Annotated in this window: 18 protein-coding genes, 5 tRNA genes and 1 riboswitch; of the genes, 12 read left to right on the top strand and 11 right to left on the bottom strand. The window is 71.0% G+C overall.

Features of this window, described 5'->3' with window-relative positions:
• Positions 1-10: 10 nt before the first annotated feature.
• Positions 11-143: riboswitch (cyclic di-AMP (ydaO/yuaA leader) on the bottom strand.
• A 449-nt stretch (positions 144-592) separates the two neighbouring features.
• Positions 593-1,747, top strand: a complete 1,155-nt coding sequence (locus ACGFML_RS27220) for a DUF2332 family protein (protein WP_393547963.1) — start codon at positions 593-595, stop codon at positions 1,745-1,747.
• Position 1,748: 1 nt separating this feature from the next.
• Here the strand turns inward: ACGFML_RS27220 and ACGFML_RS27215 are convergent, their stop codons facing one another.
• The 5 genes from ACGFML_RS27215 to ACGFML_RS27195 all read right to left on the bottom strand — a co-directional run bounded on the left by ACGFML_RS27215 (position 1,749) and on the right by ACGFML_RS27195 (position 7,133).
• Entirely contained in the window at positions 1,749-2,888 is a 1,140-nt protein-coding gene (locus tag ACGFML_RS27215; RefSeq protein ID WP_393547961.1) for a PP2C family protein-serine/threonine phosphatase, read from the bottom strand.
• A gap of 413 nt (positions 2,889-3,301) precedes the next feature.
• A tRNA-Lys gene (locus ACGFML_RS27210) sits at positions 3,302-3,374 on the bottom strand.
• Between the two features lie 207 nt (positions 3,375-3,581).
• A complete protein-coding gene (locus tag ACGFML_RS27205) occupies positions 3,582-5,750 on the bottom strand; it encodes a DEAD/DEAH box helicase (RefSeq protein ID WP_393547959.1) in 2,169 nt (722 codons plus the stop codon).
• A 239-nt stretch (positions 5,751-5,989) separates the two neighbouring features.
• Positions 5,990-6,682 (bottom strand): hypothetical protein, encoded by a 693-nt coding sequence (locus ACGFML_RS27200; protein ID WP_393547957.1) that lies wholly within the window; start codon positions 6,680-6,682, stop codon positions 5,990-5,992.
• Between the two features lie 100 nt (positions 6,683-6,782).
• Positions 6,783-7,133 (bottom strand): metallopeptidase family protein, encoded by a 351-nt coding sequence (locus ACGFML_RS27195; RefSeq protein ID WP_362711845.1) that lies wholly within the window; start codon positions 7,131-7,133, stop codon positions 6,783-6,785.
• Positions 7,134-7,263: 130 nt separating this feature from the next.
• Between ACGFML_RS27195 and ACGFML_RS27190 the strand changes: the two genes are divergently transcribed.
• The 4 genes from ACGFML_RS27190 (at position 7,264) to ACGFML_RS27175 (ending at position 9,173) form a co-directional block, all read left to right on the top strand.
• On the top strand, positions 7,264-8,817 hold the full coding sequence (locus ACGFML_RS27190) for a metallophosphoesterase (protein ID WP_393547955.1): 1,554 nt from the start codon (positions 7,264-7,266) through the stop codon (positions 8,815-8,817).
• Positions 8,818-8,899: 82 nt separating this feature from the next.
• A tRNA-Glu gene (locus ACGFML_RS27185) sits at positions 8,900-8,972 on the top strand.
• Positions 8,973-9,020: 48 nt separating this feature from the next.
• A tRNA-Asp gene (locus ACGFML_RS27180) sits at positions 9,021-9,095 on the top strand.
• A 4-nt stretch (positions 9,096-9,099) separates the two neighbouring features.
• A tRNA-Phe gene (locus ACGFML_RS27175) sits at positions 9,100-9,173 on the top strand.
• 107 nt (positions 9,174-9,280) lie between these two features.
• On the opposite strand, the gene ACGFML_RS27170 is transcribed toward ACGFML_RS27175, so the two are convergent.
• Positions 9,281-10,354 carry an ABC transporter permease gene (locus tag ACGFML_RS27170; RefSeq protein ID WP_393547953.1) on the bottom strand — a complete coding sequence of 358 codons (1,074 nt, stop codon included), beginning with the start codon at positions 10,352-10,354 and terminating at the stop codon, positions 9,281-9,283.
• A 127-nt stretch (positions 10,355-10,481) separates the two neighbouring features.
• On the opposite strand from ACGFML_RS27170, the gene hrpA reads away from it, so the two are divergent.
• The 3 genes from hrpA to ACGFML_RS27155 all read left to right on the top strand — a co-directional run bounded on the left by hrpA (position 10,482) and on the right by ACGFML_RS27155 (position 15,112).
• On the top strand, positions 10,482-14,558 hold the full coding sequence (gene hrpA, locus ACGFML_RS27165) for an ATP-dependent RNA helicase HrpA (protein WP_393547951.1): 4,077 nt from the start codon (positions 10,482-10,484) through the stop codon (positions 14,556-14,558).
• Between the two features lie 96 nt (positions 14,559-14,654).
• Positions 14,655-14,729: transfer RNA gene (locus tag ACGFML_RS27160), tRNA-Asp, on the top strand.
• Between the two features lie 149 nt (positions 14,730-14,878).
• Positions 14,879-15,112 (top strand): DUF6274 family protein, encoded by a 234-nt coding sequence (locus ACGFML_RS27155; protein ID WP_393547949.1) that lies wholly within the window; start codon positions 14,879-14,881, stop codon positions 15,110-15,112.
• A 521-nt stretch (positions 15,113-15,633) separates the two neighbouring features.
• Here the strand turns inward: ACGFML_RS27155 and bldC are convergent.
• Together bldC and ACGFML_RS27145 are read right to left on the bottom strand one after the other, a co-directional pair.
• Positions 15,634-15,840, bottom strand: coding sequence for a developmental transcriptional regulator BldC (gene bldC / locus ACGFML_RS27150; RefSeq protein WP_003949541.1), 207 nt, complete (start codon positions 15,838-15,840; stop codon positions 15,634-15,636).
• Positions 15,841-16,297: 457 nt separating this feature from the next.
• Positions 16,298-17,134, bottom strand: coding sequence for a hypothetical protein (locus ACGFML_RS27145; RefSeq protein WP_393547947.1), 837 nt, complete (start codon positions 17,132-17,134; stop codon positions 16,298-16,300).
• A 208-nt stretch (positions 17,135-17,342) separates the two neighbouring features.
• Here ACGFML_RS27145 and ACGFML_RS27140 point away from each other — a divergent pair, with 208 nt between their 5' ends.
• Together ACGFML_RS27140 and ACGFML_RS27135 are read left to right on the top strand one after the other, a co-directional pair.
• Entirely contained in the window at positions 17,343-18,461 is a 1,119-nt protein-coding gene (locus ACGFML_RS27140) for a Leu/Phe/Val dehydrogenase (RefSeq protein ID WP_393547945.1), read from the top strand.
• 325 nt (positions 18,462-18,786) lie between these two features.
• The gene (locus ACGFML_RS27135; RefSeq protein WP_393547943.1) at positions 18,787-19,038 is read left to right on the top strand and encodes a DUF3073 domain-containing protein; all 252 of its coding nucleotides are present in this window, start codon (positions 18,787-18,789) and stop codon (positions 19,036-19,038) included.
• Between the two features lie 148 nt (positions 19,039-19,186).
• On the opposite strand, the gene purM is transcribed toward ACGFML_RS27135, so the two are convergent.
• Together purM and purF are read right to left on the bottom strand one after the other, a co-directional pair.
• Positions 19,187-20,260 carry a phosphoribosylformylglycinamidine cyclo-ligase gene (gene purM / locus ACGFML_RS27130; RefSeq protein ID WP_393547941.1) on the bottom strand — a complete coding sequence of 358 codons (1,074 nt, stop codon included), beginning with the start codon at positions 20,258-20,260 and terminating at the stop codon, positions 19,187-19,189.
• A gap of 34 nt (positions 20,261-20,294) precedes the next feature.
• Positions 20,295-21,854, bottom strand: coding sequence for an amidophosphoribosyltransferase (gene purF, locus ACGFML_RS27125; RefSeq protein WP_393547939.1), 1,560 nt, complete (start codon positions 21,852-21,854; stop codon positions 20,295-20,297).
• A gap of 43 nt (positions 21,855-21,897) precedes the next feature.
• Between purF and ACGFML_RS27120 the strand changes: the two genes are divergently transcribed.
• Together ACGFML_RS27120 and ACGFML_RS27115 are read left to right on the top strand one after the other, a co-directional pair.
• A complete protein-coding gene (locus ACGFML_RS27120; RefSeq protein ID WP_393547937.1) occupies positions 21,898-22,116 on the top strand; it encodes a putative leader peptide in 219 nt (72 codons plus the stop codon).
• Positions 22,117-22,349: 233 nt separating this feature from the next.
• The gene (locus tag ACGFML_RS27115) at positions 22,350-23,861 is read left to right on the top strand and encodes a sulfatase (protein WP_393547935.1); all 1,512 of its coding nucleotides are present in this window, start codon (positions 22,350-22,352) and stop codon (positions 23,859-23,861) included.
• A gap of 51 nt (positions 23,862-23,912) precedes the next feature.
• Here ACGFML_RS27115 and ACGFML_RS27110 read toward each other — a convergent pair whose 3' ends face one another.
• Positions 23,913-24,719, bottom strand: coding sequence for a sterol carrier family protein (locus ACGFML_RS27110; protein WP_393547933.1), 807 nt, complete (start codon positions 24,717-24,719; stop codon positions 23,913-23,915).
• Positions 24,720-24,828: the final 109 nt, after the last annotated feature.

Here is a 24,828-nt window from a genome sequence, read left to right as displayed (position 1 = left end):
AGGCGCACTCCTTTCCTTCCTTCGCGCCTACCGGGTTAGCTGACGGGTTCGGAGCAGGAAGGTCTCCTACGGGCGCCTCTGGCGGGAGGCGTCCGATTCACCCCAAGGTGGTGGTTCCCCGGTTCCCTCGGTGCAGTTCATACGGGTCGTGCAGGTCGTGCGGTGGCACCGATCGCGCGGATCGAGCGGTCCGTGGATCGGTGCCCTGCGGCGCCATGCGGTGCCTGCTGGTGCCGTTCCGGGCGGAAGTGCTCGGTTCGTACGGGACTGGTGCGTGCCGTGGAGACATGCCTGACGTGCATGGCGTGCGCTTGCGGGATTCGGCGGCGGCGCGCGGTGCCGTCTCTTGCGACGGCTGGGACGACCGCGCTCCGTTATCGGACAGTAATAGAGATCGCATCCATTTTCCAAGCGTTCCGGGGAATCCTTGCGCTCCACACACAAGCTTCGGCGTGGACTTATGCACCCACCGGCGACCCAAACCGGGCGAGTTGCCCCACCACCCCCAAACGATCCGGCCGTGATTGTGCGTCAGTTGTTATGCGGAGGGGTGCCCGATGATTACGGAGGGTGAGAGCAGTAACGTCGGATCATGGTCGTCAACGTGGTCAACGTCGTGAACAGCGCGCAGACGGTTGCGGATCGGTACCGGGAGTTCTCCTGGCAGCGGGCGCGGGGACGGTCGGACGCCCATGCCGAGTTGACCGCCCGGATCAGCCACGACCCGGAATTCTGCGATCTGTTGTCGGGTTCGCTGCCGGCCGGGAACAAACAGCGGCCGGAGCTCCTCCTGGCCGCCGTCCGTCACCTCGACGGCCCGCACGCCGAACAGGGACCGCGCGACGAGGTGGCGTACGGGCGCTGGCGCGAGTGGACCGTCCGGCACTGGGACGAAGTCCGGGCGCTCGTCCTGCGGCACACCGGCCGGGCCGACGAACCCGCCCACTGCGCCCCGCTGCTGCCGCTGCTCGCCCGCCTGCCGCAGCCGCTCGCGCTGCTGGAGGTCGGGACGTCGGCGGGACTGTGCCTGTATCCCGACCGCTACCGCTACCGCTACGAGGCGCACGGCGGGCACCAGGGACCCGCGGGGCATGCGATCGCCGGCGGGGAGTCCGCCGCCGTGTGCGGGGCCCCTGAGAGCCCGGTGACGTTCGTGTGCCGTACGAGTGCCGAAGGCCCGGGCCCGGTCCCGGACGCCCCCACCCGTCTCCCCGCCGTCGTCTGGCGCGCGGGCATCGGCCCCGAACGGCTCGACCCCGTCGCCGAACGCGACGACCTGCGCTGGCTCCAGGCCCTGGACTGGCCCGGGGACGGTGACGCCGGCACCGGGCGACAGGACCACGCCGCTCAGCTCGCGGCCGCCGTGGAGGCCGTACGACCCGCGCCCCGGCCCCGGATCGTGTGCGGCGACCCGCTTGCGGAGCTGCCCGCGCTGGCCGCCGAGGCCCCGCCCGAGGCGACGCTGGTCGTCTTCCACAGCGATGCGCTGTCCTGGCTTCCGCCCGCCCGCCGCGAGGAGTTCGCCCGTCTCGTACGGTCGCTGCTCGCCGGGCGGAACGGCTCGGGCCACTGGATCTCCCACGAGCACCACACGACCCTGCCCTGGATCACCGCCCCGGCCCACCGGGAGCTGCGCCCCGAGGACGCCCACCTGCTCACCCTCGCCCTCGACGAGCGCCCGGTCGCCCTGACCGGGCCGCTCGGCCGGAGCCTGCACTGGCTCACGGACGACGCCGCCGCCCGCTGAGCTACTCCCCCAGCGGTCGCTGCACGGCCAGCAGGGCCATGTCGTCCGCCTGCGGTCCGCCCGCGTGCCGGCCGACGTCCTGGGCCAGGATGTCCAGGAGCGCGTCCGGACCGGGAAAGTGACGGCCGCGCAGCTGGGCCGGCGCGTCGTAGAAACGGCCGGCCCGGTCCCTGGCCTCGGTCACCCCGTCGGTGAACAACAGCAGGAGCGACCCGGCCGGGAAGAACGTCTCGTCCACCCGGTCCGGCCACCCCGCGACCTCGCTCATCCCCAGGGGCAGCGCCGGCGAGGTGGGGGGCAGCTCGCACAGGCCGCCGTCCGGGGCGAGCAGCAGCGGGGCCGGGTGGCCGCGGTTGAGGAGGCGCAGCACGGAGTGCGCGCCGGACGGGATCTCCGCCAGGACCGCCGTGGTGAACCCTTCGACCTGGTCGAGCCCCTCGCGCCGGCCGCCCTCCCGCTGCAGCGCCCGCTCCAGCCGGCCCGCCACCGCCTCCAGGGTCGACTCCTGCTCGGCGGCCTCCCGGAAGGCACCGACGACGATCACCGCGGCCTCCACCGCCTCCAGCCCCTTGCCCCGTACGTCGCCGACGATCAGCCGCACGCCGTGCGGGGTGTCCTGCACGGCGTAGAGATCGCCGCCGATCCGGGCGTTGGCCTGCGCGGCCACATAGCGCGCCGCGACCGCGAGCCCGGCGATCCGGGCCGGCGGAGTGGGCAGCAGGGCGCGCTGGGCAGCCTCGGAGACATCGCGGACGGAGTCGAGCCGGGCGTCGCTGAGCCGGACCACCCGGTTGATGCCGAGCGCCAGGACGGCGACCACCAGGACGGTCAGGGACTCGGTGACGGACTCGGTGTAGTTCTTCGTGCTGTGGTACGTGACGACCAGGTACTCGCCCGCGATCGCGGCGACGGTGGTGACGGCCGTGGCGCGCAGGGAGTAGAGGGGCGCCGCCACCAGAGGCGCGGCGGAGAAGAACGGCGCGGCGGTGTACTGGGCGGGCGTGCCGAGGTCGAAGGCGAGGCCGCCGACGATCAGGACGGCGGGGAGCCAGCGGGCCAGCCGGCGGCCCAGCGGGGACATCCGGGCGCGGCGTGCCTCCCGCTCCCGTTCGCCCGCACGGCGCCCACGGCCTCGAAGCATCCGTACCGGCCTCTTCCCGCTGCCCAGGCTGTCCACTTCCCAAGGCTGTCGATCTCCCAAGGGTTTCGGGTACCGGGCCGGTCGGCGACTTGTCGTGGCCCGTACGGGTCACGACCGGCCACGGCAGTGACCCGGCCGAGAACACCGGGCGCGACGAGCGGGGAGAAGACGCGATGACGGGCACATCATGACGAACCCGGCGAGCGGGGCATCCGCAGACCGAGGGGCGCAGACACTCGAACGGCCGGTCATCGGTGAGCGACGTGTGCGGAACCGCGGGAGCGGGAGGCGCCGTCGGCCACCGCGCCGGACCGGCATCGCACGGCATGCGAAAGGCCCCGGCCGCTTCGCGTGCCGGGGCCCGATGCCGCTGGTGAGAGCCCCACAGGGCGTCAGAACCAGCACACAACCGGTGGGCCATCAGGGGCTCGAACCCTGAACCAATGGATTAAAAGTCCACTGCTCTGCCAATTGAGCTAATGGCCCGCACCGAGCAGCATAGCCCGAGCTCGCCCCGCAGCCCGAAGGCATTGGCCATCAGGCCCCGGCCGAGCGCCCGGATTCCGCCGCCGCCCGGCTCCGCCGCCGCGCCACCCCGGTCGGCGATACGTCGCGGCCGCTCGCCGCGGCCGCCCAACGCACAGGGCCCGTACGGCACTTGCGTGCGGTACGGGCCCTGGAGCGGATCAGTGATCAGCCGTTGCGCTTCCAGCGCGGCTTGTCGTCGCGGCGGCCGAAGGAGCCGGTCGCGGTGCCGGAGCCGGAGCCACGGTGGTCGTCACGACGGGCGTAGGGACGGTCGCCACCGGAGCGGAAGCCGCCACCGGACGGGCGGCCACCGGAGCGGTCGTCACGGTTGAACGGGCGGTCGCCGCCACCGGAGCGGTAGCCGCCGGAGGGACGGCCACCGGTGCGGTCGTCGCGGTTGAACGAGCGGTTGGGACGGTCACCGCGGTCGCGGAGGCCGCCACCGGAGCGGTCGTCACGGCGCTCGAAGGAGCGGCCGCCGGAGCGGTCGTCACGACGGTCGAAGGAACGCCCACCGGAACGGTCGTCACGACGGTCGCGGTTGAAACCACCACGGTCGTCACGACGGTCGAAGGAACGCCCACCGGAGCGGTCGTCGCGACGGTCGCGGTTGAAACCACCACGGTCGTCACGACGGTCGGAGGACCGGCCACCGGAGCGGTCGTCACGACGGTCGCGGTTGAAACCACCACGGTCGTCACGACGGTCGGAGGACCGGCCGGCCGGACGGTCGTCCCGACGCTCACGGCGGTCGAAGTTGCCCCGGTCGTCACGGCGTTCGTACGAGCGGCTCGGCGCCTCGTCCGACGTCGCCTGGGCCGGCACGGCGGCCTCGGCCTCGGCGGTCTCGGCGGCAGCGGCGGCGAGCGCCTCGGCCGGGTCCTCGCCGCGCTCACGGGCGGCGCGGGCGGTGAGGCGGTCAGCCTCCTCGCGCAGCTCGGTGGCGCGACGCTGCAGACGCTCCAGCTCGCGGGTGACCTCGGCCACCTCACGCTCGGCCTGCTTGGCGGAGTTGTTGGCGCCGTCGGCCTGGACCTCGGTGAGCGAGCGCGCGCCGGTGATCCGGGCGACGTCGTCGTCGAACGCGCCGGCGCCACCGACGATGTGGCGCGAGGCGTCCACGCCCGCGTCCTCCATCAGGCGGAAGATCTGGCGGCGCTGGTGCGGCAGCGACAGCGAGACGACCGTGCCGGACTGGCCCGCGCGGGCGGTACGGCCCGAACGGTGCAGGTAGTCCTTGTGGTCACCGGCCGGGTCGACGTTCAGGACCAGGTCGATGCCGTCGACGTGGATACCGCGGGCGGCGACGTCGGTCGCGACCAGCGCGTTGACGTAGCCGTCCTTGAAGTCGGCGAGGACGCGGGTACGGGCGCCCTGCGTCATACCGCCGTGCAGCGCGTCCGCCTTCACGCCGGACTCGACGAGCTGCTCGGCGATCCGGTCGGCGCCCAGCTGGGTGCGGACGAAGATGATGGTGCGGCCCTTGCGGGCGGCGATGGCGGCGGTGACCGGCGCCTTGTCCTTCGGCTTCACGACGAGGACGTGGTGGGTCATGGTCGTGACGTTGCCCTGGGCGCTGTCGACCTCGTGGGTGACCGGGTTGGTCAGGTAGCGCTTGACCAGGGTGCCGATCTCGTTCTCCATGGTGGCGGAGAAGAGCATCCGCTGGCCGCCGCCGGGGATCTGGTCGAGCAGCTCGGTGACCTCGGGCAGGAAGCCCAGGTCGGACATCTGGTCGGCCTCGTCGAGAACCGCGACCTGGACGTTCTCCAGGGAGCAGGCGCCACGGTTGATGATGTCGCGCAGCCGGCCCGGGGTGGCGACGAGGACGTCGACGCCGCGCTCCAGGGCGTAGATCTGGTTGCCCATGGACGTACCGCCGCAGACGACCTTCATCTTCAGGCCGAGCACGTCGCCGTACGGCTGGAGCGCGTCCGCGACCTGCATCGCGAGCTCACGGGTCGGGGTGAGGATGATCGCGCGGGGCTTCTTCTTCTCGGTGTTGCCGCCGGCCAGCGTGGCCAGGGTCGGCAGACCGAAGGAGAGCGTCTTGCCGGAGCCGGTGCGGCCGCGGCCGAGGATGTCCTTGCCGGCCAGGGCGTCCGGGATGGTCGCGGCCTGGATCGGGAAGGGGGTGGTGACGCCGTTCTGGGCCAGCTTGCGGACGATGCCCTCGGGCAGTCCGAGGTCGGCGAAGGTGACGGTGGGCTCGGCGGCCTCGGCCTCGACAGCCTCGACGGCCTCGGTCTCGACGGCCTGGACCGGCTCGGTCACCTCGGGAGCCGTCTGCTCGTCGGCTGCGGGCATGACGGACTGCTCAGTGGAAATTGACATGCGAAATGCGAAACCTTCCGGAGTCTCGGCACGCGCCCAAACTCCGTGTGTTTCACACGACCGCCTCTATGCGGTCAGCCACGGCAAGGGAGAGAACGCGCCACGCGGCGCGCTTCTTTTCTGGCGCCGGGCAAATGGGATCAAACGATCTACCACCATACGCACCCTTCCCCCCGGAAGGCAAATGCACCCCTCGTCCGCCCCACCACTCCGCGCACCGTGCGCGACCCTGCCGCCCCTTACGCGTCCGGCCAGTCCCCCGGCTCCACCGGCCCGGACATTCGACCGGCCCCGGGCTCGGAGACCGAGGCGGACGGCGACTGGCCGGAGGCCTGGGAGCTGGGCTGCGGAGGACCGCTCGGCGGCTGCGTCGGCTCCGCCGAGGGGACGGCGGGGGGCGGGGCGGACGGCTGCGCGGACGGCCCCTCGGGCTGCCCCGGCGCCGGGTCCACGGGCCCGTCCCCCGGCGGGCGGGTGTGCCCGCCGTGCCCCCGGGCCTCGCCGGGCACCGGGCCGGACGGCTCCACCGGCTGAGCCGGCACCTTGCGCGCGGGCGCCTTCGCCGTCGCGCCCGCAGAGGGGTCCGCGGCTCCGGCGGCGCGGCCGCCCGCGGGCCGCGGTGCGCCGTCGCGCACCCTGCGGCCCGGGCCGTCGCCGCGCCCGTCCACCGTCAGCCCGCCGGGCTGCGGGACGGCATCCTTGCCGTCGCCGTGCTGCGCGGCGTTGCCCGGTGGGCGGGGCGGCTCGGGATCGCTGACGCTCATGCAGCCGGCGAGCGACGCGGCCAGTGCGGAGACGGTGACCGCGGCGGCGGTGACACGGGCCAGCGGACGGCCGGCGGGGGACGGTGGCGGGGACGACGCCGCTCCGGACGAGGGGGACACCTCGTCCGGAGGGACGGGGAACGAATGACCTGACGCGATCGGGCGCACGGGCGGGACCTCCGGATCCGGAGCGCAGGGGCGGCGGTACGGACGCCCTGCCCAACTCCCGCCGCCCGCTGGAGGACACGCGCGGCGGGCACCCGATCCGTCAGCCGTAGCCCAGCGCGTGCAGCCGCTCGTCGTCGATCCCGAAGTGGTGGGCGATCTCATGAACGACCGTCACCTCGGTCTCGGCGACCACGTCCTCGCGCGAGGCGCACATCCGCAGCGTCGGCCCCCGGTAGATCGTGATCCGGTCGGGCAGCACGCCCGCGTACCACTCTCCGCGGTCGGTCAGCGGCGTCCCTTCGTACAGCCCGAGCAGCTCGGGATCGTCGGCCGGGGGCTCGTCCTCGACGAAGACCGCCACGTTGTCCATCAGGCGGGTCAGCTCCGGCGGAATCCGGTCCAGCGCCTCGGCGACCAGTTCCTCGAACTCCTCGCGCGTCATTTCCAGCACACCATCATTCTCCCCCGTATCCGCGCACTCGTACGCCCCACGGGCACACTCCCGGCGCGGCCCGCCCCACCCTCGACGGGAGCGCGCCCGCTCCCGCTTAACGACCGCCGCTTCGGGGCATACGGCGCCAATGGCCCGCGCAGCGCGCTCCCGGACATCCACCGTCGACCCCCGCCGTACGGCCCTGATGCCCGATGTCGCCCAGCCGCCGCACCGGTACGCCCGGGCCCTCGGCCTGATGGCCGTCACCCTGCTCGGCGCCTGGCTGGGCCTGCTCGCCCTCGGCACCACCCGCGCCCCGGTGGGCCCGATGGACACGAGCATGACGCTCCGCCCCTCCCTGACCGGCGGCACCCGGATCGACGTCGCCCCGCTGGGCGACCTGGAACTGCGCAGCCACTACGCACCACTGCGGCTCGATGTCGACGTCGACCGGCTGGACCCGGTCCGCTCCCGGACGCTGGTCGACCATCCCGAACGGTTCTCCGGCCTGCAGGCCGAGGTCACCCGCGATGTCACCCGTGGTGCCCTGGGACTCGCCCTGCACTCCTGCGTCGCGGTGGCCTGCGGCGCCGCCGCACTGAGCCTGGCCGTCCACCGCCGCCCGCGTCGCGCCCTGGCCTCCGGCGGCCTCGCCCTCGCGCTGCTCGCCGCCTGCGCCGGCAGCGCGTACGCCACCTGGAACCCCAAGTCCGTCCTGGAGCCGAAGTTCTCCGGCCTGCTCTCCTCCGCCCCTTCGGTGGTCGGCAGCGCCCGCAGCATCGTCAGCGAATTCAACGTGTACCAAAAGGAGTTGGCGCGCCTGGTCACCAACGTCACCAAGCTCTACGACGCCACCTCGACCCTCCCGGCGTACCAGCCCGACCCCACCACCCTCCGCGTCCTGCACGTCTCCGACATCCACCTCAACCCCGGCAGCTGGCGGATCATCGCCTCCCTGGTGAAGCAGTACCGGATCAACGTGATCGTCGACACCGGCGACACCATGGACCACGGCTCGGCCGCCGAGAACCACTTCCTGGACCCGGTCTCCACCCTCGGCGCCCCGTACGTATGGGTGCGCGGCAACCACGACTCGCGCACCACGCAGAAGTACCTGACCGGCCGCAAGCACGTCACCGTCCTCGACGACGGCAGGGTCACCCGGGTGGCCGGGGTGCGGATCGCGGGCGTCGGAGATCCGCAGTTCACGCCGGACCGCACCGTGGCGGCGGCCGGTGACCTCGCGGAACGCACGGCCGGCGGCCGGCTCGCCGACGCCCTGCGCACCGAGCGGCTGGCCGGCACGCCCGTCGACATCGCGCTGGCCCACAACCCCACCGCCGCCACCGAGGCCGACGGCCTGGCCCCACTGGCCCTGGCCGGGCACCTCCACCACCGCGAGAACACCACGCTCCCCCAGGGCACGCGGTTGATGATCGAGGGCTCCACGGGCGGCGGCGGGCTTCGCGCCGTGCAGAACAAGAAGCCGGCCCCGGTCCAGGCATCGGTGCTCTATCTGGACCGGACGACCAAGCGGCTGCAGGCCTGGGACGAGATCACCCTCGGTGGGCTGGGGCTGTCCCGCGCCGAGGTCGGCCGCCACCTCCCCCGCGAGAACCGGCCCGGCGCCACCCCGTCCCCGACGCCCTCCCCCGACGCCTTCGAACACCCGACCAGGAAGCCTTCCCACGGCTCCCGGTAAACCGTTTTGGCGAACGGTCCTCCCATCCCATATGCTTCTCACGTCCCCGACGGCGCCGGTAACGACGCCAAGGTGGCCACCAGCCCTCATCGTCTAGTGGCCCAGGACGCCGCCCTTTCAAGGCGGTAGCACGGGTTCGAATCCCGTTGGGGGCACGCATTACCGTGTGCGAGACTGGTTCACGCCGCTCTCGCGCAATGCAAGGTCCTGTGGAGCAGTTTGGAGTGCTCGCCACCCTGTCAAGGTGGAGGCCGCGGGTTCAAATCCCGTCAGGACCGCTGCGGCTGGGTAGCTCAGTTGGTACGAGCGATCGCCTGAAAAGCGATAGGTCGCCGGTTCGACCCCGGCCCCAGCCACACCCATTGGGAGAAGGCCCCGGTTTCTGAAACCGGGGCCTTCTTCGTTTCTGTCGGCCGCCGCACGGGTGAGCCCCACCGCTTGGTGCACGGGCCCTGTCTTTTCGTCAGACATCCGCCGCGTGGGCCCCCGCGACCTCCCGTCCCCCCGGATGGCGGTGCCGCCACCCCCAGAAGACGGCGCAGGAGACCACCGCCCAGCCGGCCAGCACCAGATACGGGAAGAGATGCTGGTGGCCGCCGAAGTAGACGGCGGTGTGCTGGGCGTTGACCGAGGCGCCGGGCGGCAGCCAGCGCCCGATGAGTCCGAGGGCGGACGGGAGCAGGGGCCAGGAGACCGCGCCGCCCGAGGACGGGTTGCCCAGCAGCACCATCAGGCCCCAGGTGGGGATCATCGCCCAGCGCCCCATCAGGGTGTTGAACATCGTGAAGACCATGCCGGACGTGAACATCGTCAGCACCAGGATCAGCCAGGACTGCAGGAACGGCAGGCGCAGAGCGGTCAGCCACCAGTCGACCACCGCGACGATGGCGAAGCCGCCGAGCAGGGCGTAGGCAACGGTGAAGGCGATCCGTTCGGCCGGATTGAGTGCGCGGGCGTGCACGCTGAGCTGGATGGCGCCGACGAACCCGATGATCACCGCGGCCAGCGAGATGTAGAAGAGGGCGAGGCCACGGGGGTCGCCCCGCTGGAGCGGCTTGATGTCCCGGACCCGGACGTCCACGCCGGCCGCCCTGCCCACCTTGACACCCGTCTCGGCCAGCAGCTGCGCCACCGACGCGCCCGCGGCGCTCGCCACGTCCAGCTCCACGGCGCGACCCCGGGGCCGCAGAACGGCGAACTCCCGTTGTTCCTCGACGGCCTTCGTGGCCGCACCGTAGGTGCCGTACTCGGTCAGCCGCAGCGTGCCGTGCAGCGCCTTCTCCATTCCCGCGGCGAACGTCCGCTCCGCGGGCTCCGCGCGGAAGCCGATCACGGCCGTGGGGATGTGCCGGGGCGTCGGATTGGCCATGGCATAGGTGTACGAGCCGGCGAAGAGGCCGGCGGCCGCGGCGAGGATGAACACCAGGACCGTCGCGGGGAAGAACGGTGATTCCTTGGCCGCCGCCCATTTCTCCCCGGGCGTCGGCGGCCGGCCGTGCTCGCCGTGCGGCGCGGAACCAGCACCCTGATCGGACATGGGAACCACGCTAAAGGACCACACCTGGACATACCCCGATAGATCACCCGCACGCGCGCGGCGGTTAGGGCACCTGTCCGCAAATGGTTCGCCACACGATTCGGCGAGGTGAGATCCTGGGGGTCGTATGTCCAGTCAGCCTGCCCCCGCCCTGCCCGACGGCACCGTTCCCAGCCTGCCCACGCTGCTGGAGCGCCTACCCGAGCTGATGCTGCGCGACCAGCAGCGGCTGGGGCGCCGACTCGACGGCGCACGCCGGATCCGTAAACCCGAGGCCCGCGCGGCCGTGCTCGCCGAGATCTCCGACGGTATCGAGGAGGCGGAGCTGCGGGTCGCCCAGCGGCGCGCCGCCGTACCGGAGATCACGTACCCGCAAGAGTTGCCGGTCAGCCAGAAGAAGGACGAGATCCTCGAGGCGATACGCGACCACCAGGTCGTGATCGTCGCCGGTGAGACCGGGTCCGGCAAGACGACGCAGATCCCCAAGATCTGCATGGAGCTCGGCCGGGGCGTGCGCGGCCTGATCGGGCACACCCAGCCGCGCCGGATCGCGGCCCGTACGGTCGCCGAGCGAGTTGCCGAGGAGCTGAAGACCCCACTGGGCGAGGCGGTCGGCTGGAAGGTCCGGTTCACGGACCAGGTCGGCGGCGACACCCTCGTGAAGCTGATGACGGACGGCATCCTGCTCGCCGAGATCCAGACGGACCGCGAGCTGCGCCAGTACGACACGATCATCATCGACGAGGCGCACGAACGCAGCCTCAACATCGACTTCATCCTCGGGTATCTGGCCCAGCTGCTGCCCAAGCGGCCGGACCTCAAGGTGGTCATCACCTCCGCGACCATCGACCCCGAGCGGTTCTCCCGGCACTTCGGGGGCTTCGCCTCCGTGGACTGCGCACAGGGCGAAGGCGGAGCTGGGCGGGGCGCGCCGATCGTCGAGGTCTCCGGCCGTACGTACCCCGTCGAGGTGCGCTACCGCCCGCTGCTGGAGGAGGGCGGCCAGGACAGCGACCGGGATCAGATCACCGCGATCTGCGACGCGGTCGACGAGCTGCAGGCCGAGGGGCCCGGCGACATCCTGGTCTTTCTCTCCGGCGAGCGCGAGATCCGCGACACCGCGGACGCGCTGGTGAAGAAGAACCTCCGGTCGACGGAGGTGCTGCCGCTCTACGCCCGGCTGTCGCACGCCGAGCAGCACCGCGTCTTCCAGCGGCACACCGGCAGACGGATCGTGCTGGCCACGAACGTCGCCGAGACCTCGCTGACCGTCCCGGGCATCCGGTACGTCATCGACCCGGGCATGGCCCGCATCTCCCGCTACAGCTTCCGCACCAAGGTGCAGCGGCTGCCCATCGAGCCGGTTTCGCAGGCCAGCGCCAACCAGCGCAAGGGCCGCTGCGGCCGGACGAGCGACGGCATCTGCATCCGCCTCTACTCCGAGGACGACTTCCTCGCCCGGCCGGAGTTCACCGATGCGGAGATCCTCCGGACGAACCTGGCCTCCGTCATCCTGCAGATGACCGCGGCCGGCCTGGGTGACATCGAGAAGTTCCCGTTCATCGATCCGCCCGACCGCCGCAACATCAAGGACGGCATCGACCTGCTCAGCGAGCTGGGCGCGCTCGAGACGAAGCAGAAGTCCGCCCAGCCGGGGCAGAAGGGGCAACGGCTCACCCCGCTCGGGCGCCGGCTCTCGCAGCTGCCGGTGGACCCCCGGCTGGCCCGGATGGTGCTGGAGGCGGACCGTAACGGCTGCGTCCGTGAGGTCATGGTCATCGCGGCGGCGCTGTCGATCCAGGACCCGCGGGAACGGCCCTCGGACAAGCAGCAGCAGGCCGACCAGCAGCACGCCCGCTTCAAGGACGAGTCCTCCGACTTCCTGGCCTTCCTCAACCTCTGGCGCTATGTCCGCGAGCAGCAGAAGGCGCTGTCCTCGTCGGCCTTCCGCCGGATGTGCCGGTCGGAGTTCCTGAACTATCTCCGGATACGCGAGTGGCAGGACATCTACTCCCAGCTGCGTACGGTCGCCAAGTCCATGGGCATTCACCTCAGCGAGGAGGACGCCGCGCCGGACCACATCCACACCGCTCTGCTTTCCGGTTTGCTCTCGCATATCGGACTGAAGAACGCCGGGGAGGAGAGCGGGCGGGACGGAGCCGGCAAGAACGACTACCTGGGTGCGCGTAGCGCCAAGTTCGCGGTCTTCCCCGGCTCCGCGCTGTTCAAGAAGCCACCGCGCTGGGTGATGTCCGCCGAGCTCGTCGAGACCTCCCGGCTGTGGGCGCGGGTGAACGCCAAGATCGAGCCCGAATGGATCGAGCCGCTCGCCCAGCACCTGGTCAAGCGCACCTACAGCGAGCCGCACTGGGAACAGAAGATGGCCGCCGTGATGGCGTACGAACGGGTGACGCTCTACGGCGTCCCGATCGTCGCCCAGCGCAAGATCACCTACGGCCGGATCGACCCGGAGACCTCGCGCGACCTGTTCATCCGCAACGCCCTGGTCGAGGGCGACTGGCGCACCCATCACCAGTTCTTCCATGACAACCGCAAACTGCTCGGCGAGGTCGAGGAGTTGGAGCACCGCGCCCGGCGCCGCGACATCCTCGTGGACGACGAGACGCTCTTCGACTTCTACGACCAGCGCATTCCGGAGGACATCGTCTCCGGGGCGCATTTCGACGCGTGGTGGAAGCAGAAACGGCAGGACGAGCCGGAGCTGCTCAACTTCGAGCACTCGATGCTCATCAACGAATCCGCCGAGGCTGTCACCAAGGACGACTATCCGGACTCCTGGCGCCAGGGAAAGCTGAAGTTCAAGGTCACCTACCAGTTCGAGCCCGGAGCCGACGCGGACGGCGTGACCGTCCACATCCCCCTCCAGGTCCTCAACCAGGTCTCCGCCGAGGGCTTCGACTGGCAGATCCCGGGTCTGCGCGAGCAACTGGTGACGGAGCTGATCCGGTCGCTGCCCAAGCCGATCCGACGCAACTACGTACCGGCCCCGAACTTCGCGGCCCGCTTCCTGGACTCCACGGTGCCCCTGCAGGGCACCCTGACCGTCGCGCTGGCGGCCGGGTTGCAGCGGATGGTGGGCGTCCCCGTCGACGCCGCGGACTTCGACACCGCCCGGATCCCCGACCATCTGAAGATCACCTTCCGGGTGGTCGACGAACGGCGCCGCCGGCTCGCCGAGGCCAAGGACCTGGAGGCGCTGCGGCTGAAGCTCCAGCCGAAGACCCGCGCCGCCCTCTCCAAGGCCTTCGAGCAGGCCGCCGAACGCCCCGCGAAGGACCGCCAGGGCGACGGCGCGGCACCGGCCGGCCCGGAGCAGCGCACGGGGCTCACGTCCTGGACGATCGGCACGCTGCCGCGCACCTTCGAGACCCGGCGTGCGGGCCAGCCGCTGAAGGCGTACCCGGCGCTGGTCGACGAGGGCAGCAGCGTGGCCGTGCGGCTCTTCGACACGGAGGCCGAGCAGCTCCAGGCGATGTGGGCGGGCACCCGCCGCCTCATCCTGCTCAACGTCCCCTCCAACCCCGCCAAGTTCGCCCAGAGCAAGCTGAGCAACCAACACAAGCTCGCGCTGTCCCGCAACCCGCACGGCTCCATCACGGCGCTCTTCGAGGACTGTGTGACGGCCGCCGCCGACCGGCTGATCGCGGCCCGGGGCGGCCCGGCGTGGGACGAGGAGTCCTTCCGCAAGCTGTTCGACGCGGTGCGCGCCGACCTGATGGACGCCACGCTCAAGACCGTCCAGCAGGTCCAGGAGGTCCTGGCCGCCTGGCAGGCGTGCGAGCGCCGACTGAAGGACACGACGTTCCCCTCGCTGCTGCCGTCCCTCGCGGACATCAAGGAGCAGCTGGCGGCCCTGATCGGGCCGGGTTTCGTGACGGCACACGGCACCAAGCGGCTGCCGGACCTGATGCGCTATCTGGTCGCCGCCGACCGCCGACTGCAGCAGTTGCCCACCAACGCCGAGCGGGACCGCACCCGGATGGCGAAGGTGAAGGAGATGCAGGACGAATACGCCTGGCTGCTGGAGCAGTTCCCCCGAGGGCGGCCGGTGCCGGCAGCGGCCCTGGAGATCCGCTGGATGATCGAGGAACTGCGGGTGAGCTACTTCGCGCACGCCCTGGGGACCGCGTATCCGGTCTCGGACAAGCGCATCGTGAAGGCCGTGGACGCCGCCGCGCCCTGACGGGTGGGCGGCTCCCGGCACCGGGTTCGACCGCACCCCCTGACCTGCTGTAGAGTCTTGCTTCGCAGCCCGCCGCAAGCGGAAAGCGAAACGCAAGGTCCTGTGGAGCAGTTTGGAGTGCTCGCCACCCTGTCAAGGTGGAGGCCGCGGGTTCAAATCCCGTCAGGACCGCATTTTTACGGCCCGCATCCCCTGAGGATGCGGGCCGTTTGCTGTGCTCACCGCGTCCGTACGACCTCCGGTCACCTCCGGCCGTCTTGACGGCGGACCGGCCTCCCGGTACTCACAGAGAAAGCACGGGGGCCGGGGAGGGGCGTGCGATGACGACTGCGGCAAGGCACGAGACGAGGGCGCTGTTGCGGGCCCATCTGTCGGCTGCCACGAGGTACCGCCACCTGACGCGGCACTGCCCCGTCTGCCACCGGCTGCTGCGGCTCGCCATGGAGCCGCGCAAGGCCCGCCCGGCGTCGCCCCCGCCCGCGGAGCCCGCCGCCGCGCTGCCGGCCGCCTGCGGGGGACCTGCGGCGGAGGACCAAAGTCCCCCCGCCCGGTGACGTCCGGCGCCTGCTCCAGCCTCCTTGAGGTGGAAGGCTGTTGAGGCGGCCACGGAGGAAGTGCACTACCGCAGACGCCATACCCCTTCAAGGAGCGCGCTGTGTGACGGGTGTCACCGAACAATTTTCGCGAGATGCGGAACTTACACCCGCCCTACAACCAGTCAATTTAATATATGCAATTGCACCACCCCCCGGATGCACCCGACCGAGGTCGCCAGGTCCGCGCGGAGAGGCCCCTCCAGAGCCCCTGACGGGGCCGTGAAAGTCACCGCAGACGGCGTCGGCGCCAGGCCGACCCGGCCTCGATGAGCGGCCGGGGAACGGGCACACACAAAAAAGATCGCGCTGGACCCGGCGGAGTCCAGCGCGATCGGTGACGTACCCAGATGGTGCGGGTGTGGGACCTGTTGGGGCAGGCGCCGCGTCGTATGGAGCTGTGGTGCGTGGTGGAGCTATGTGGTGCGATGTCGGCTTTTCCCGGGTTGGGGGCCCCGAAAACGGCCTGGTTATGCGGTTTTTCAGGCCTCGCTGCGCTGCTGCGGGATACCCGCGAGCAGTGCGCGGACCTCAGCCTCGCGGTAACGCCGATGCCCTCCGAGCGTGCGGATGGACGTGAGCTTGCCTGCCTTGGCCCAACGGGTCACCGTCTTCGGGTCCACGCGGAACATCGTGGCAACCTCAGCAGGCGTAAGCAGCGGCTCGGCGTCAGGGGTGCGAGCGGTCATGAGCGGCCTCCTCGGGAGAACCGAACCATCACGGTTCTTTCCTCTAAATTCTGCACCTTGACCCGCGTTGCCCGAAATGGCGGACGCGGGCCGAGTCGGTTATAGGACGAACGGCTTGTCCTCGGCACTACAACTACACCATCTGTCCAACCACGTCGGCCAAACCGATGGAATTGCCCTCTCAGGTGTTCAACCTCGGCGGAAGCCGATGGACCATGCCATAACGGACAGTCACGCGACCGTGACGATCAGTCACAACGTGATCAGGTGTCACAGACTCCTCAAGGAGCGCAATACCGATCTATCCGCCCTTAGTTGGACGGAAGGAGCCCCGGAAAGGCTCCTTGTCCTATTTTGGCACGAGGATACGTCTTGGTGGCAAGGCCCGAAGTCAGTGCTTTAGGTCACGCTTGCGCCAATAGCCCGGATCAGGACCTACGTCCCGCGCCCGCGACCCTCAGCTGGAGAACTGACGCTCGCGCACCGCACGCCACCGTTCCGCGAGCTTCTCGTAGGCGACGCCGGCCCGCTCGCCGTCCCCGTCGCGCAGCGCCGCCAGCCCCTCCGCCACTTCCGCGGCGGAACGGTCCTCGGCGAGCTGCCCCTCGGGCACCGCGTGCACCAGTCCTCCGTAGTCCAGCTCCACGAGGGACCGCGGGTGGAATTCTTCGAGCCAGCGCCCCACATCTACCAGGCCGTCGATCAAGGGGCCCTCTTCCAGCGCGTCCCGCAGCGTACGAAGTCCACGTGCGACACGCCGTCTGGCCTGCACCATTGGCGTCCGGTAACGCAGCAGGGGCCCCTCATCACCCTTGGTGAACTCGCGCTCGGTGTCGTCGAAGAGCACGAACCAGCGCACCGGGACGTGCCAGGTGGCCGCGCGGATCCACGGCCGGGCATCCGGGTTGCGCTCGCGCCACTGCTCGTAGTCGGTGGCCGCCTGGCGGCGCACCACCGGGGGCAGTGCCGCGTCCAGCACCGACGCGGGCAGCAGCTCCTCCAGCCCCTCCAGCGCCTGCCAGCCACGCAGCCGGGTCCGCCACGGGCAGACGCAAGTCACCTCGTCGACGACGGCGACGAACGCGTCGGCGCTCTCGTGGACCGGCACCGGCACCGGGGGCACCGGCAGCAGGTCGGCCAGCGCCCGGCGCTGCTCGTCCTGTGCGGTGGGGGTGTCCTCGCGCTCGGCATAGCGCGCCCAGTGGGAGCGTTCCGGCTCGGGGAACGCTCCCAGCGGCTCGTAGACCCGCAGATATGCCATGTACGGGACCATCACCGACGACGCCAGGGCCACGCCCGCTCCTTCAAAAGGAAGTCCGCTCAAAGGGAGGCCCGTGCCGGGGGTCACCTGCCCCCATCCGGCCCGGGATACGGCAAATCGTCCCACGCCCGTCCCCCGCGAGGGGGTGATCCCCGGCACCCGGCCGATCAACCCGCTCCCCAGGTCTTACGCTCTTCACAACCGGCCCTCCCCACCCGCAGGGGGGCGTCCTCCGCGACTTATGGGAGTCACCACAGTGACCGACGTACGTCCTGCCTCCGTCAGTGTCGACGGTGGCGTTCTGCAGAGCCTGTTCCGATCGGAGCAGGGCGGCCACGAGCAGGTCGTTCTCTGCCAGGACCGTGCCAGCGGCCTCAAGGCCGTGATCGCCATCCACAGCACCGCTCTGGGCCCCGCCCTCGGCGGAACCCGCTTCCACCCGTACGCCTCCGAGGAGGAGGCCGTACAGGACGCGCTGAACCTCGCGCGTGGCATGTCGTACAAGAACGCCCTGGCCGGACTGGACCACGGCGGCGGCAAGGCCGTGATCATCGGCAGTCCCGACGTGATCAAGACCGAGGAACTCCTGCTGGCCTACGGCCGGTTCGTGGCGTCCCTCGGAGGCCGCTACGTCACCGCCTGCGATGTCGGTACCTACGTCGCCGACATGGACGTCGTGGCCCGCACGAACAAGTGGACCACCGGCCGCTCCCCCGAGAACGGCGGCGCCGGCGACTCCTCCGTACTGACCGCCTACGGCGTCTTCCAGGGCATGCGCGCCTCGGCCCAGCACCAGTGGGGCGATCCGACCCTGCGCGGCCGCAAGGTCGGTGTCGCGGGTGTCGGCAAGGTCGGCCACCACCTGGTCGAGCACCTCCTCCAGGACGGCGCCGAGGTCGTGATCACGGACGTCCGCGCCGAGTCCGTGGAGCGGATCCTCACCCGTCACCCCCGGGTGACGGCCGTCGCGGACACCGAGGCACTGATCCGCACCGAGGGCCTGGACGTCTACGCGCCGTGCGCCCTGGGCGGTGCGCTCAACGACAGCTCGGTGGCCGTGCTCACCGCCAAGGTGGTGTGCGGTGCGGCGAACAACCAGCTCGCGCACCCCGGCGTCGAGAAGGACCTGTCCGACCGGGGCATCCTCTACGCCCCGGACTACGTCGTGAATGCCGGCGGCGTCATCCAGGTGGCCGATGAGCTGCACGGCTTCGACTTCGACCGGTGCAAGGCCAAGGCCGCGAAGATCTTCGACACCACACTGGCCATATTCGCGCGTGCGAAGACGGACGGCATTCCGCCGGCCGCGGCCGCCGACCGGCTCGCCGAAGCCCGGATGGCGGGAGGCCGGCACCTCTGATCTGGGCACGGGAGTTCGCACGGCGATCTCTTGGCCGAAAAGGTGTCCTTGTGCGGCCCGCTGGGGGTGGTGAGGGAGACTTCGCTCACCACCCGTCGGCGGGTCGCCGTACAGGACAGGTTAAAATCGCAGTTGACCAGTGGGGGAAGGGCGACCTGCAGGTCATGCCGAGCGGTGGGTGATGCGGGCGACGTACCGTATGGCCGCGGAAGCAGGTACCGTTAAAGCTCTACGGACCGGTCTCTCTGTCGAGAGTCCGCTCTGAACCATGAACGCGTGTCAAGACTCTGGGGCCATCGAGCCCCGTCATTGAGGGGGTCGACCCATGGGGCGCGGCCGGGCCAAGGCCAAGCAGACAAAGGTCGCCCGCCAGCTGAAGTACAGCAGCGGTGGGACGGATCTCTCACGACTGGCCGACGAGCTGGGTGCAACGCCGTCGAACCAGCAGCCGCCGAACGGGGAACCGTTCGAGGATGACGAGGACGACGACGACCCGTACGCACAGTACGCGGATCGGTACAACGACGATGACGACGAGGGCGAGGGCGACTCCTCCAGCCAGCGTCGTCGCGCCTGACGCTCTGCACGCACAGCGCGTACGCACAGCACAGCACCACATCAAGAACCCGGTCCGGGCATAGCCCGGAGCCGGGTTCTGTGCTGCTCGGGTACGTGCGCAGGGCTGCGCCGGGGCCGCCCCTCGGCGGCCCCGTACGTCAGCGGCTTCAGCTCGCGTAGTCGCCGGTCAGGGTCACGGCCTCGGCGTGGTCGCCGCGCTCGAGGATCTCGCCGCTGACCCAGGCGTCCACGCCGCGGTCCGCCAGCGTGGTCAGGGCGACGTCGACCGACTCCTGCGGGACGACGGCGATCATGCCGACGCCCATGTTCAGGGTCTTCTCCAGCTCCAGGCGCTCGACCGAGCCCGCGGAACCGACCAGGTCGAAGACCGGGCCCGGCGTCCAGGTGGCACGGTCGACGGTGGCGTGCAGGCCGTCCGGGATGACCCGGGCGAGGTTGTTGGCCAGCCCGCCCCCGGTGATGTGCGAGAACGCGTGCACCTCGGCCGTGCGGGTCAGCGCCAGGCAGTCCAGCGAGTAGATCTTGGTGGGCTCCAGGAGCTCCTCGCCGAGCGTGCGGCCGAACTCCGGGATCTCCCGGTCCAGGGGCAACCCCGCCCGGTCGAAGAGCACATGGCGCACCAGCGAGTACCCGTTGGAGTGAAGTCCGGAGGACGCCATCGCGATCACCGCGTCGCCCGTACGGATACGGTCCGCGCCCAGCAGCCGGTCCGCCTCGACGACGCCCGTGCCGGCGCCGGCGACATCGAATTCGTCCGCGCCCAGCAGGCCCGGGTGCTCCGCCGTCTCGCCGCCGACCAGCGCGCAGCCGGCCAGCACGCAGCCCTCGGCGATGCCCTTGACGATCGAGGCGACCCGCTCGGGGTGGACCTTGCCGACGCAGATGTAGTCCGTCATGAACAGCGGCTCGGCGCCGCAGACGACCAGGTCGTCGACGACCATGCCGACGAGGTCGTGGCCGATGCTGTCGTAGACGCCCATCCGGCGGGCGATGTCGACCTTGGTGCCCACACCGTCGGTGGCCGAGGCCAGCAGCGGGCGCTCGTACCGCTTGAGGACGGACGCGTCGAAGAGGCCGGCGAAGCCGCCGAGCCCGCCGACGACCTCGGGGCGGGTGGCCTTCTTCACCCACTCCTTCATCAGGTCCACGGCACGGTCGCCGGCTTCGATGTCGACGCCCGCGCTCGCGTAGCTGGCACCAGTGGACTCTGCAGCGGACATGGCTGAGAACTTTCGTTTCGGGTGTGTTCGAGCTCTACGGGCGACGCAGCGCGTCGGCGCCGCCGACCCCGGCGGTGAGCGTGCGGACGCCGTCCACATCGGAGGTGGCGGGGCTCGTGGTCTCCGCCTCCAGGAGGTGCTTGCCCAGCAGCTCCGGGTCGGGCAGCTCCATCGGGTACTCGCCGTCGAAGCAGGCGCGGCACAGATTCGGCTTGGCGATCGTGGTCGCCTCGATCATGCCGTCGATGGAGATGTACGCCAGGGAGTCGGCGCCCAGCGACTTGCCGATCTCCTCCACGCTCAGACCATTGGCGATCAGCTCCGCACGGGTGGCGAAGTCGATGCCGAAGAAGCACGGCCACTTGATCGGCGGCGACGAGATCCGGATGTGCACCTCGAGAGCACCGGCCTCGCGCAGCATCCGGACCAGGGCGCGCTGGGTGTTGCCGCGGACGATCGAGTCGTCGACGACCACCAGGCGCTTGCCGCGGATGACTTCCTTGAGCGGGTTGAGCTTGAGGCGGATACCGAGCTGGCGGATGGTCTGCGACGGCTGGATGAAGGTCCGGCCGACGTAGGAGTTCTTCACCAGGCCGGAGCCGTACGGAATGCCGCTGGCTTCGGCGTAACCGACCGCGGCGGGCGTGCCGGACTCCGGCGTCGCTATCACCAGGTCGGCGTCGGCCGGGGCCTCGGCGGCCAGCTTGCGGCCCATCTCCACACGGGAGAGGTACACATTGCGGCCGGCGATGTCGGTGTCGGGGCGCGCGAGGTAGACGTACTCGAAGACGCAGCCCTTGGGGCGGGCCTCGGCGAAGCGGGTGCTGCGCAGGCCGTTCTCATCGATGGCGACCATCTCGCCGGGCTCGATCTCCCGGATGAAGCTGGCGCCGCAGATGTCCAGCGCCGCGGTCTCGGAGGCCAGCACCCAGCCACGCTCCAGGCGACCGAGGACCAGCGGGCGGATGCCCTGCGGGTCACGCGCGGCGTAGAGCGTGTGCTCGTCCATGAAGCAGAGCGAGAAGGCGCCCTTGACCTTCGGCAGGACGCGCGGGGCGGCCTCCTCGACGGTCAGCGGCTTGCCGTCCTCGTCGACCTGGCCGGCCAGCAGGGCCGTGACCAGGTCGGTGTCGTTGGTGGCCGCGACCTGGGTCGCCCGGCCACCCTCACGGGGCAGCGCGGTGACCAGATCCGCCAGCTCGGCGGTATTGACCAGGTTGCCGTTGTGACCGAGCGCGATCGAGCCGTGCGCGGTGGCACGGAACGTCGGCTGCGCGTTCTCCCACACCGAGGCACCGGTGGTGGAGTAGCGGGCGTGGCCCACGGCGATATGGCCCTGGAGGGAACCGAGCGAAGTCTCGTCGAAGACCTGGGAAACGAGGCCCATGTCCTTGAAGACGAGGATCTGGGAGCCGTTGCTCACTGCGATGCCCGCAGACTCCTGTCCACGGTGCTGCAGCGCATACAGCCCGAAATAGGTGAGCTTGGCGACCTCTTCACCCGGAGCCCAGACACCGAAGACGCCGCAAGCGTCCTGGGGGCCCTTCTCGCCGGGGAGCAGGTCGTGGTTGAGTCGTCCGTCACCACGTGGCACGTCAACGAGTCTAGGGCAGGTCGCGGATTCATCCGAACCGGGGATGGCCCGGATCCTGGATGAGTACATGAACGCAGCGTTAAGCGTGCTTGACGCAGCCCGCCGGCCGCGGCCAGGCTTTCTGCTCATGCAGACCCCGCAGCCCTTGGCACACCTGGCTTGTGGCCGGGTGGCCGGCCTCGCGCGGCCCCTGGTGCGTCGCCGCCATGTCGACCTCGGTCGCCTCGCCGGCGCCATCTGTCGCTGCGCGTCCGTGCGATAGCCGCGGGTAGCGACGCTCTCGTCGGCGCCGCCGCGGCAGCACTCCTGAGCTGCACCTTCTCGAACTTTTCACCTCTCACCCCGTATGCCTGACTTTCGGCGAATGCGCAGTTCGTTCGCCTTTACGCCCTGGCATGCCCGTGTGAGATACGCGACGCACCCTCGCCCGCCGCCGTCCCCGGAGGCCGACGCGCCGCATCACGGCCCATCACACCTCTCTGGAGAGCCGAAACGATGTCTTCCGTCGACCCCGCACGCCCTTCCACACCCGACATATCCGATACCTCCGGCACCGTCGCGCAGACGTCCGCCATATCCCGGCGTGCCTTCGGTGGCCTGGCCGGCGGCGTGGGAGCCGCCGCCGTGGGCGGGCTCGCCACGGTGGCCTCCGCACCCAGCGCCGCCGCCGCGGAGGCCGCGCGACCCGACGAGCGGGCGTTCCGCGCCGCTCCCGGACGCCGCTCGCGCCGCCCCAACATCCTGTTCATCCTCGGGGACGACCTGGGCTGGGCCGATCTGTCCTCGTACGGCTCACCGGACATCCGCACCCCGCACCTGGACCGGCTGGCGCGTCAGGGCGTCCGCTTCACACAGTCCTACGCGGGCTCCGCCACCTGCTCCCCCACCCGCTTCTCCCTCTACACGGGCCGCTATCCGGGCCGCACCGAGGGCGGCCTCGCAGAGCCGATCGCCGACAGGAGCGCCGGGCTCGCTCCCGACCACCCCACCCTCGCCTCCCTGCTGCGCGCCGCGGGCTACGCGACGGCGCTGATCGGCAAGTGGCACTGCGGCTATCTGCCGGACCACAGCCCCACCAAATCCGGCTGGGACACCTTCTTCGGGAACTTCGGCGGGGCCCTGGAGTACTACTCGAAGCTGGGGCCGGCCGGGGAGTACGACCTGTACGAGGGCGACGCCGAGTACAAGGACCTGCGCTACTACACCCGGATCATCACCGAGCGGGCGGTGGACCACATCGCCGGGCGGGCCACCGAAGCCGCCGGTCACCGCACGGACCGGCCCTGGCTGCTCAACCTGAACTTCACCACCCCCCACTGGCCGTGGATCGCCGACGGCGACACGGAGGAGAGCGCGGAGATCGTCCGGCGGATCAAGGCGGGCGAGGACCGGGCGCTGTTCCACGACGACGGCGGCTCGCTGACGAAGTACCGGGAAATGGTCGAGGACCTCGACCGCTCCGTCGGTGAGGTGCTGGCGGCGCTGCGGCGCTCCGGCCAGGAGGAGGACACCCTCGTCTTCTTCGCCAGCGACAACGGCGGCGAGCGGTGGTCGTACAACTGGCCGCTGTCGGGGAACAAGAGCTCGCTCCAGGAGGGCGGCATCAGGGTGCCGACGATCGTGCGCTGGCCCGCCCGGCTCGACGGCGGACAGGTCAGCCATGAGCCGGTGTTCACGCCGGACTGGACGGCGACCCTGCTGGAGATCGCGGGCGCCCGCCCGGACCGGGCGTACCCGCTGGACGGGACGAGCCTGGCCGGCTATCTGCTGCGGGGACAGCGGCTCGCGGAGCGCGATCTGTTCTGGCGGGTGCGCGGCGAGCGGGCGCTGCGCCGCGGCGACTGGAAGTACTACCGGGGCAAGGACGGCAGGGACCGGCTCTTCGACGTGGCGAACGATCCGCGCGAACAGGCCGACAGGGCGGCGGACCACAAACAGCTCCTGGGACGGCTGCGGGCCGCCTGGGAGACGGTGGACGGGACGCTGCTGGCCTATCCCGAGGAGTAGCCCCCGGGCCCCGGGACCGCCCCGGAGCCCGGGGCGGCCACCGGCCCGCGGTCAGCTGAGGACCGGCAGATACCCGCCGATGTCGGCGCGCTCCCCGCTGGCGCTCACGGCCGCCGACTCCAGCGCCTCGCCCCACGCCGAGCGGCCGGTGGCGAGGCGCAGCCAGGTCAGCGGGTCCGTCTCGACGACATTGGGCGGGGTGCCGCGGGTGTGCCGGGGGCCTTCGACGCACTGCACCACCGCGAACGGCGGCACCCGCACCTCGACCGACCCGCCGGGCGCCTTCACGGCCAGCGCATCGGCCAGCAGGCGGGTGGTGGTGGCCAGGGCCTGCCGGTCGTACGGGATCTCCACGCCGAGCGCCGCCGCCAGGTCGTCGGTGTGCACCACCAGCTCGACACAGCGGGTGACCAGGTAGTCGGCCAGCCGCATCGCGCCGACGCGGGTGGCGACGACGCGGTCGTCGGGGGCCTGCGACACCGCGTCGGCGAGCTCCTCGGCGGTGCGCGCGAGCAGCTCGGGCAGGTCGGGCAGGTCGTGCGCGGCGGCCAGGACACGGGTGTCGTCGTCGATTCCGGAGGTGAAACGGGCGGTGGCGAACGGCCAGTCCAGCAGCTCCGTCTCGACTCCCGGCGGGGCGGGCGCGCGCAGCGCCCGCACCACGCTGCCGGTCACCAGCGCCAGATGCGCGACCAGTTCACGCACCGTCCAGTCACCGAGCCGCGTCGGCAGCGCGAGCTGCTCGGGCGTCAGCGCGGCCGCGGCCGTACGGACCTCACCGAACTGCGCCAGCACGGCGGCGCAGGTCTTCACGGGGTCGTAACTGCGGGTGCGGGCCTTGCTGCGGGCGGGAGACATGTGCCGAGGCTACTGCGCGACACCGGCCGCATGTGCGTTGTCCACAGGTCCGGTACGACGAACGGCTCGCCCCCGGGTGGGGACGAGCCGTCGAGGTCGCTGCGCGGGC

Source organism: Streptomyces sp. NPDC048650, from assembly GCF_043199095.1.
Lineage (GTDB): Bacteria > Actinomycetota > Actinomycetes > Streptomycetales > Streptomycetaceae > Streptomyces.
Note: the sequence above shows the minus strand (reverse complement) of the source record. Positions and strands in the feature narration are given on the sequence as shown.

Bases quoted from the DNA above. Each gene is read 5' to 3' on its own strand.
- ACGFML_RS27220 (WP_393547963.1), top strand. From the start codon at position 593: ATGGTCGTCAACGTGGTCAACGTCGTGAACAGCGCGCAGACGGTTGCG.
- ACGFML_RS27215 (WP_393547961.1), bottom strand. From the start codon at position 2,888: ATGCTTCGAGGCCGTGGGCGCCGTGCGGGCGAACGGGAGCGGGAGGCA.
- ACGFML_RS27205 (WP_393547959.1), bottom strand. From the start codon at position 5,750: ATGTCAATTTCCACTGAGCAGTCCGTCATGCCCGCAGCCGACGAGCAG.
- ACGFML_RS27190 (WP_393547955.1), top strand. From the start codon at position 7,264: ATGGCCCGCGCAGCGCGCTCCCGGACATCCACCGTCGACCCCCGCCGT.
- ACGFML_RS27170 (WP_393547953.1), bottom strand. From the start codon at position 10,354: ATGTCCGATCAGGGTGCTGGTTCCGCGCCGCACGGCGAGCACGGCCGG.
- hrpA (WP_393547951.1), top strand. From the start codon at position 10,482: ATGTCCAGTCAGCCTGCCCCCGCCCTGCCCGACGGCACCGTTCCCAGC.
- ACGFML_RS27155 (WP_393547949.1), top strand. From the start codon at position 14,879: ATGACGACTGCGGCAAGGCACGAGACGAGGGCGCTGTTGCGGGCCCAT.
- bldC (WP_003949541.1), bottom strand. From the start codon at position 15,840: ATGACCGCTCGCACCCCTGACGCCGAGCCGCTGCTTACGCCTGCTGAG.
- ACGFML_RS27140 (WP_393547945.1), top strand. From the start codon at position 17,343: ATGGGAGTCACCACAGTGACCGACGTACGTCCTGCCTCCGTCAGTGTC.
- ACGFML_RS27135 (WP_393547943.1), top strand. From the start codon at position 18,787: ATGGGGCGCGGCCGGGCCAAGGCCAAGCAGACAAAGGTCGCCCGCCAG.
- purM (WP_393547941.1), bottom strand. From the start codon at position 20,260: ATGTCCGCTGCAGAGTCCACTGGTGCCAGCTACGCGAGCGCGGGCGTC.
- ACGFML_RS27120 (WP_393547937.1), top strand. From the start codon at position 21,898: ATGGCCCGGATCCTGGATGAGTACATGAACGCAGCGTTAAGCGTGCTT.
- ACGFML_RS27115 (WP_393547935.1), top strand. From the start codon at position 22,350: ATGTCTTCCGTCGACCCCGCACGCCCTTCCACACCCGACATATCCGAT.
- ACGFML_RS27110 (WP_393547933.1), bottom strand. From the start codon at position 24,719: ATGTCTCCCGCCCGCAGCAAGGCCCGCACCCGCAGTTACGACCCCGTG.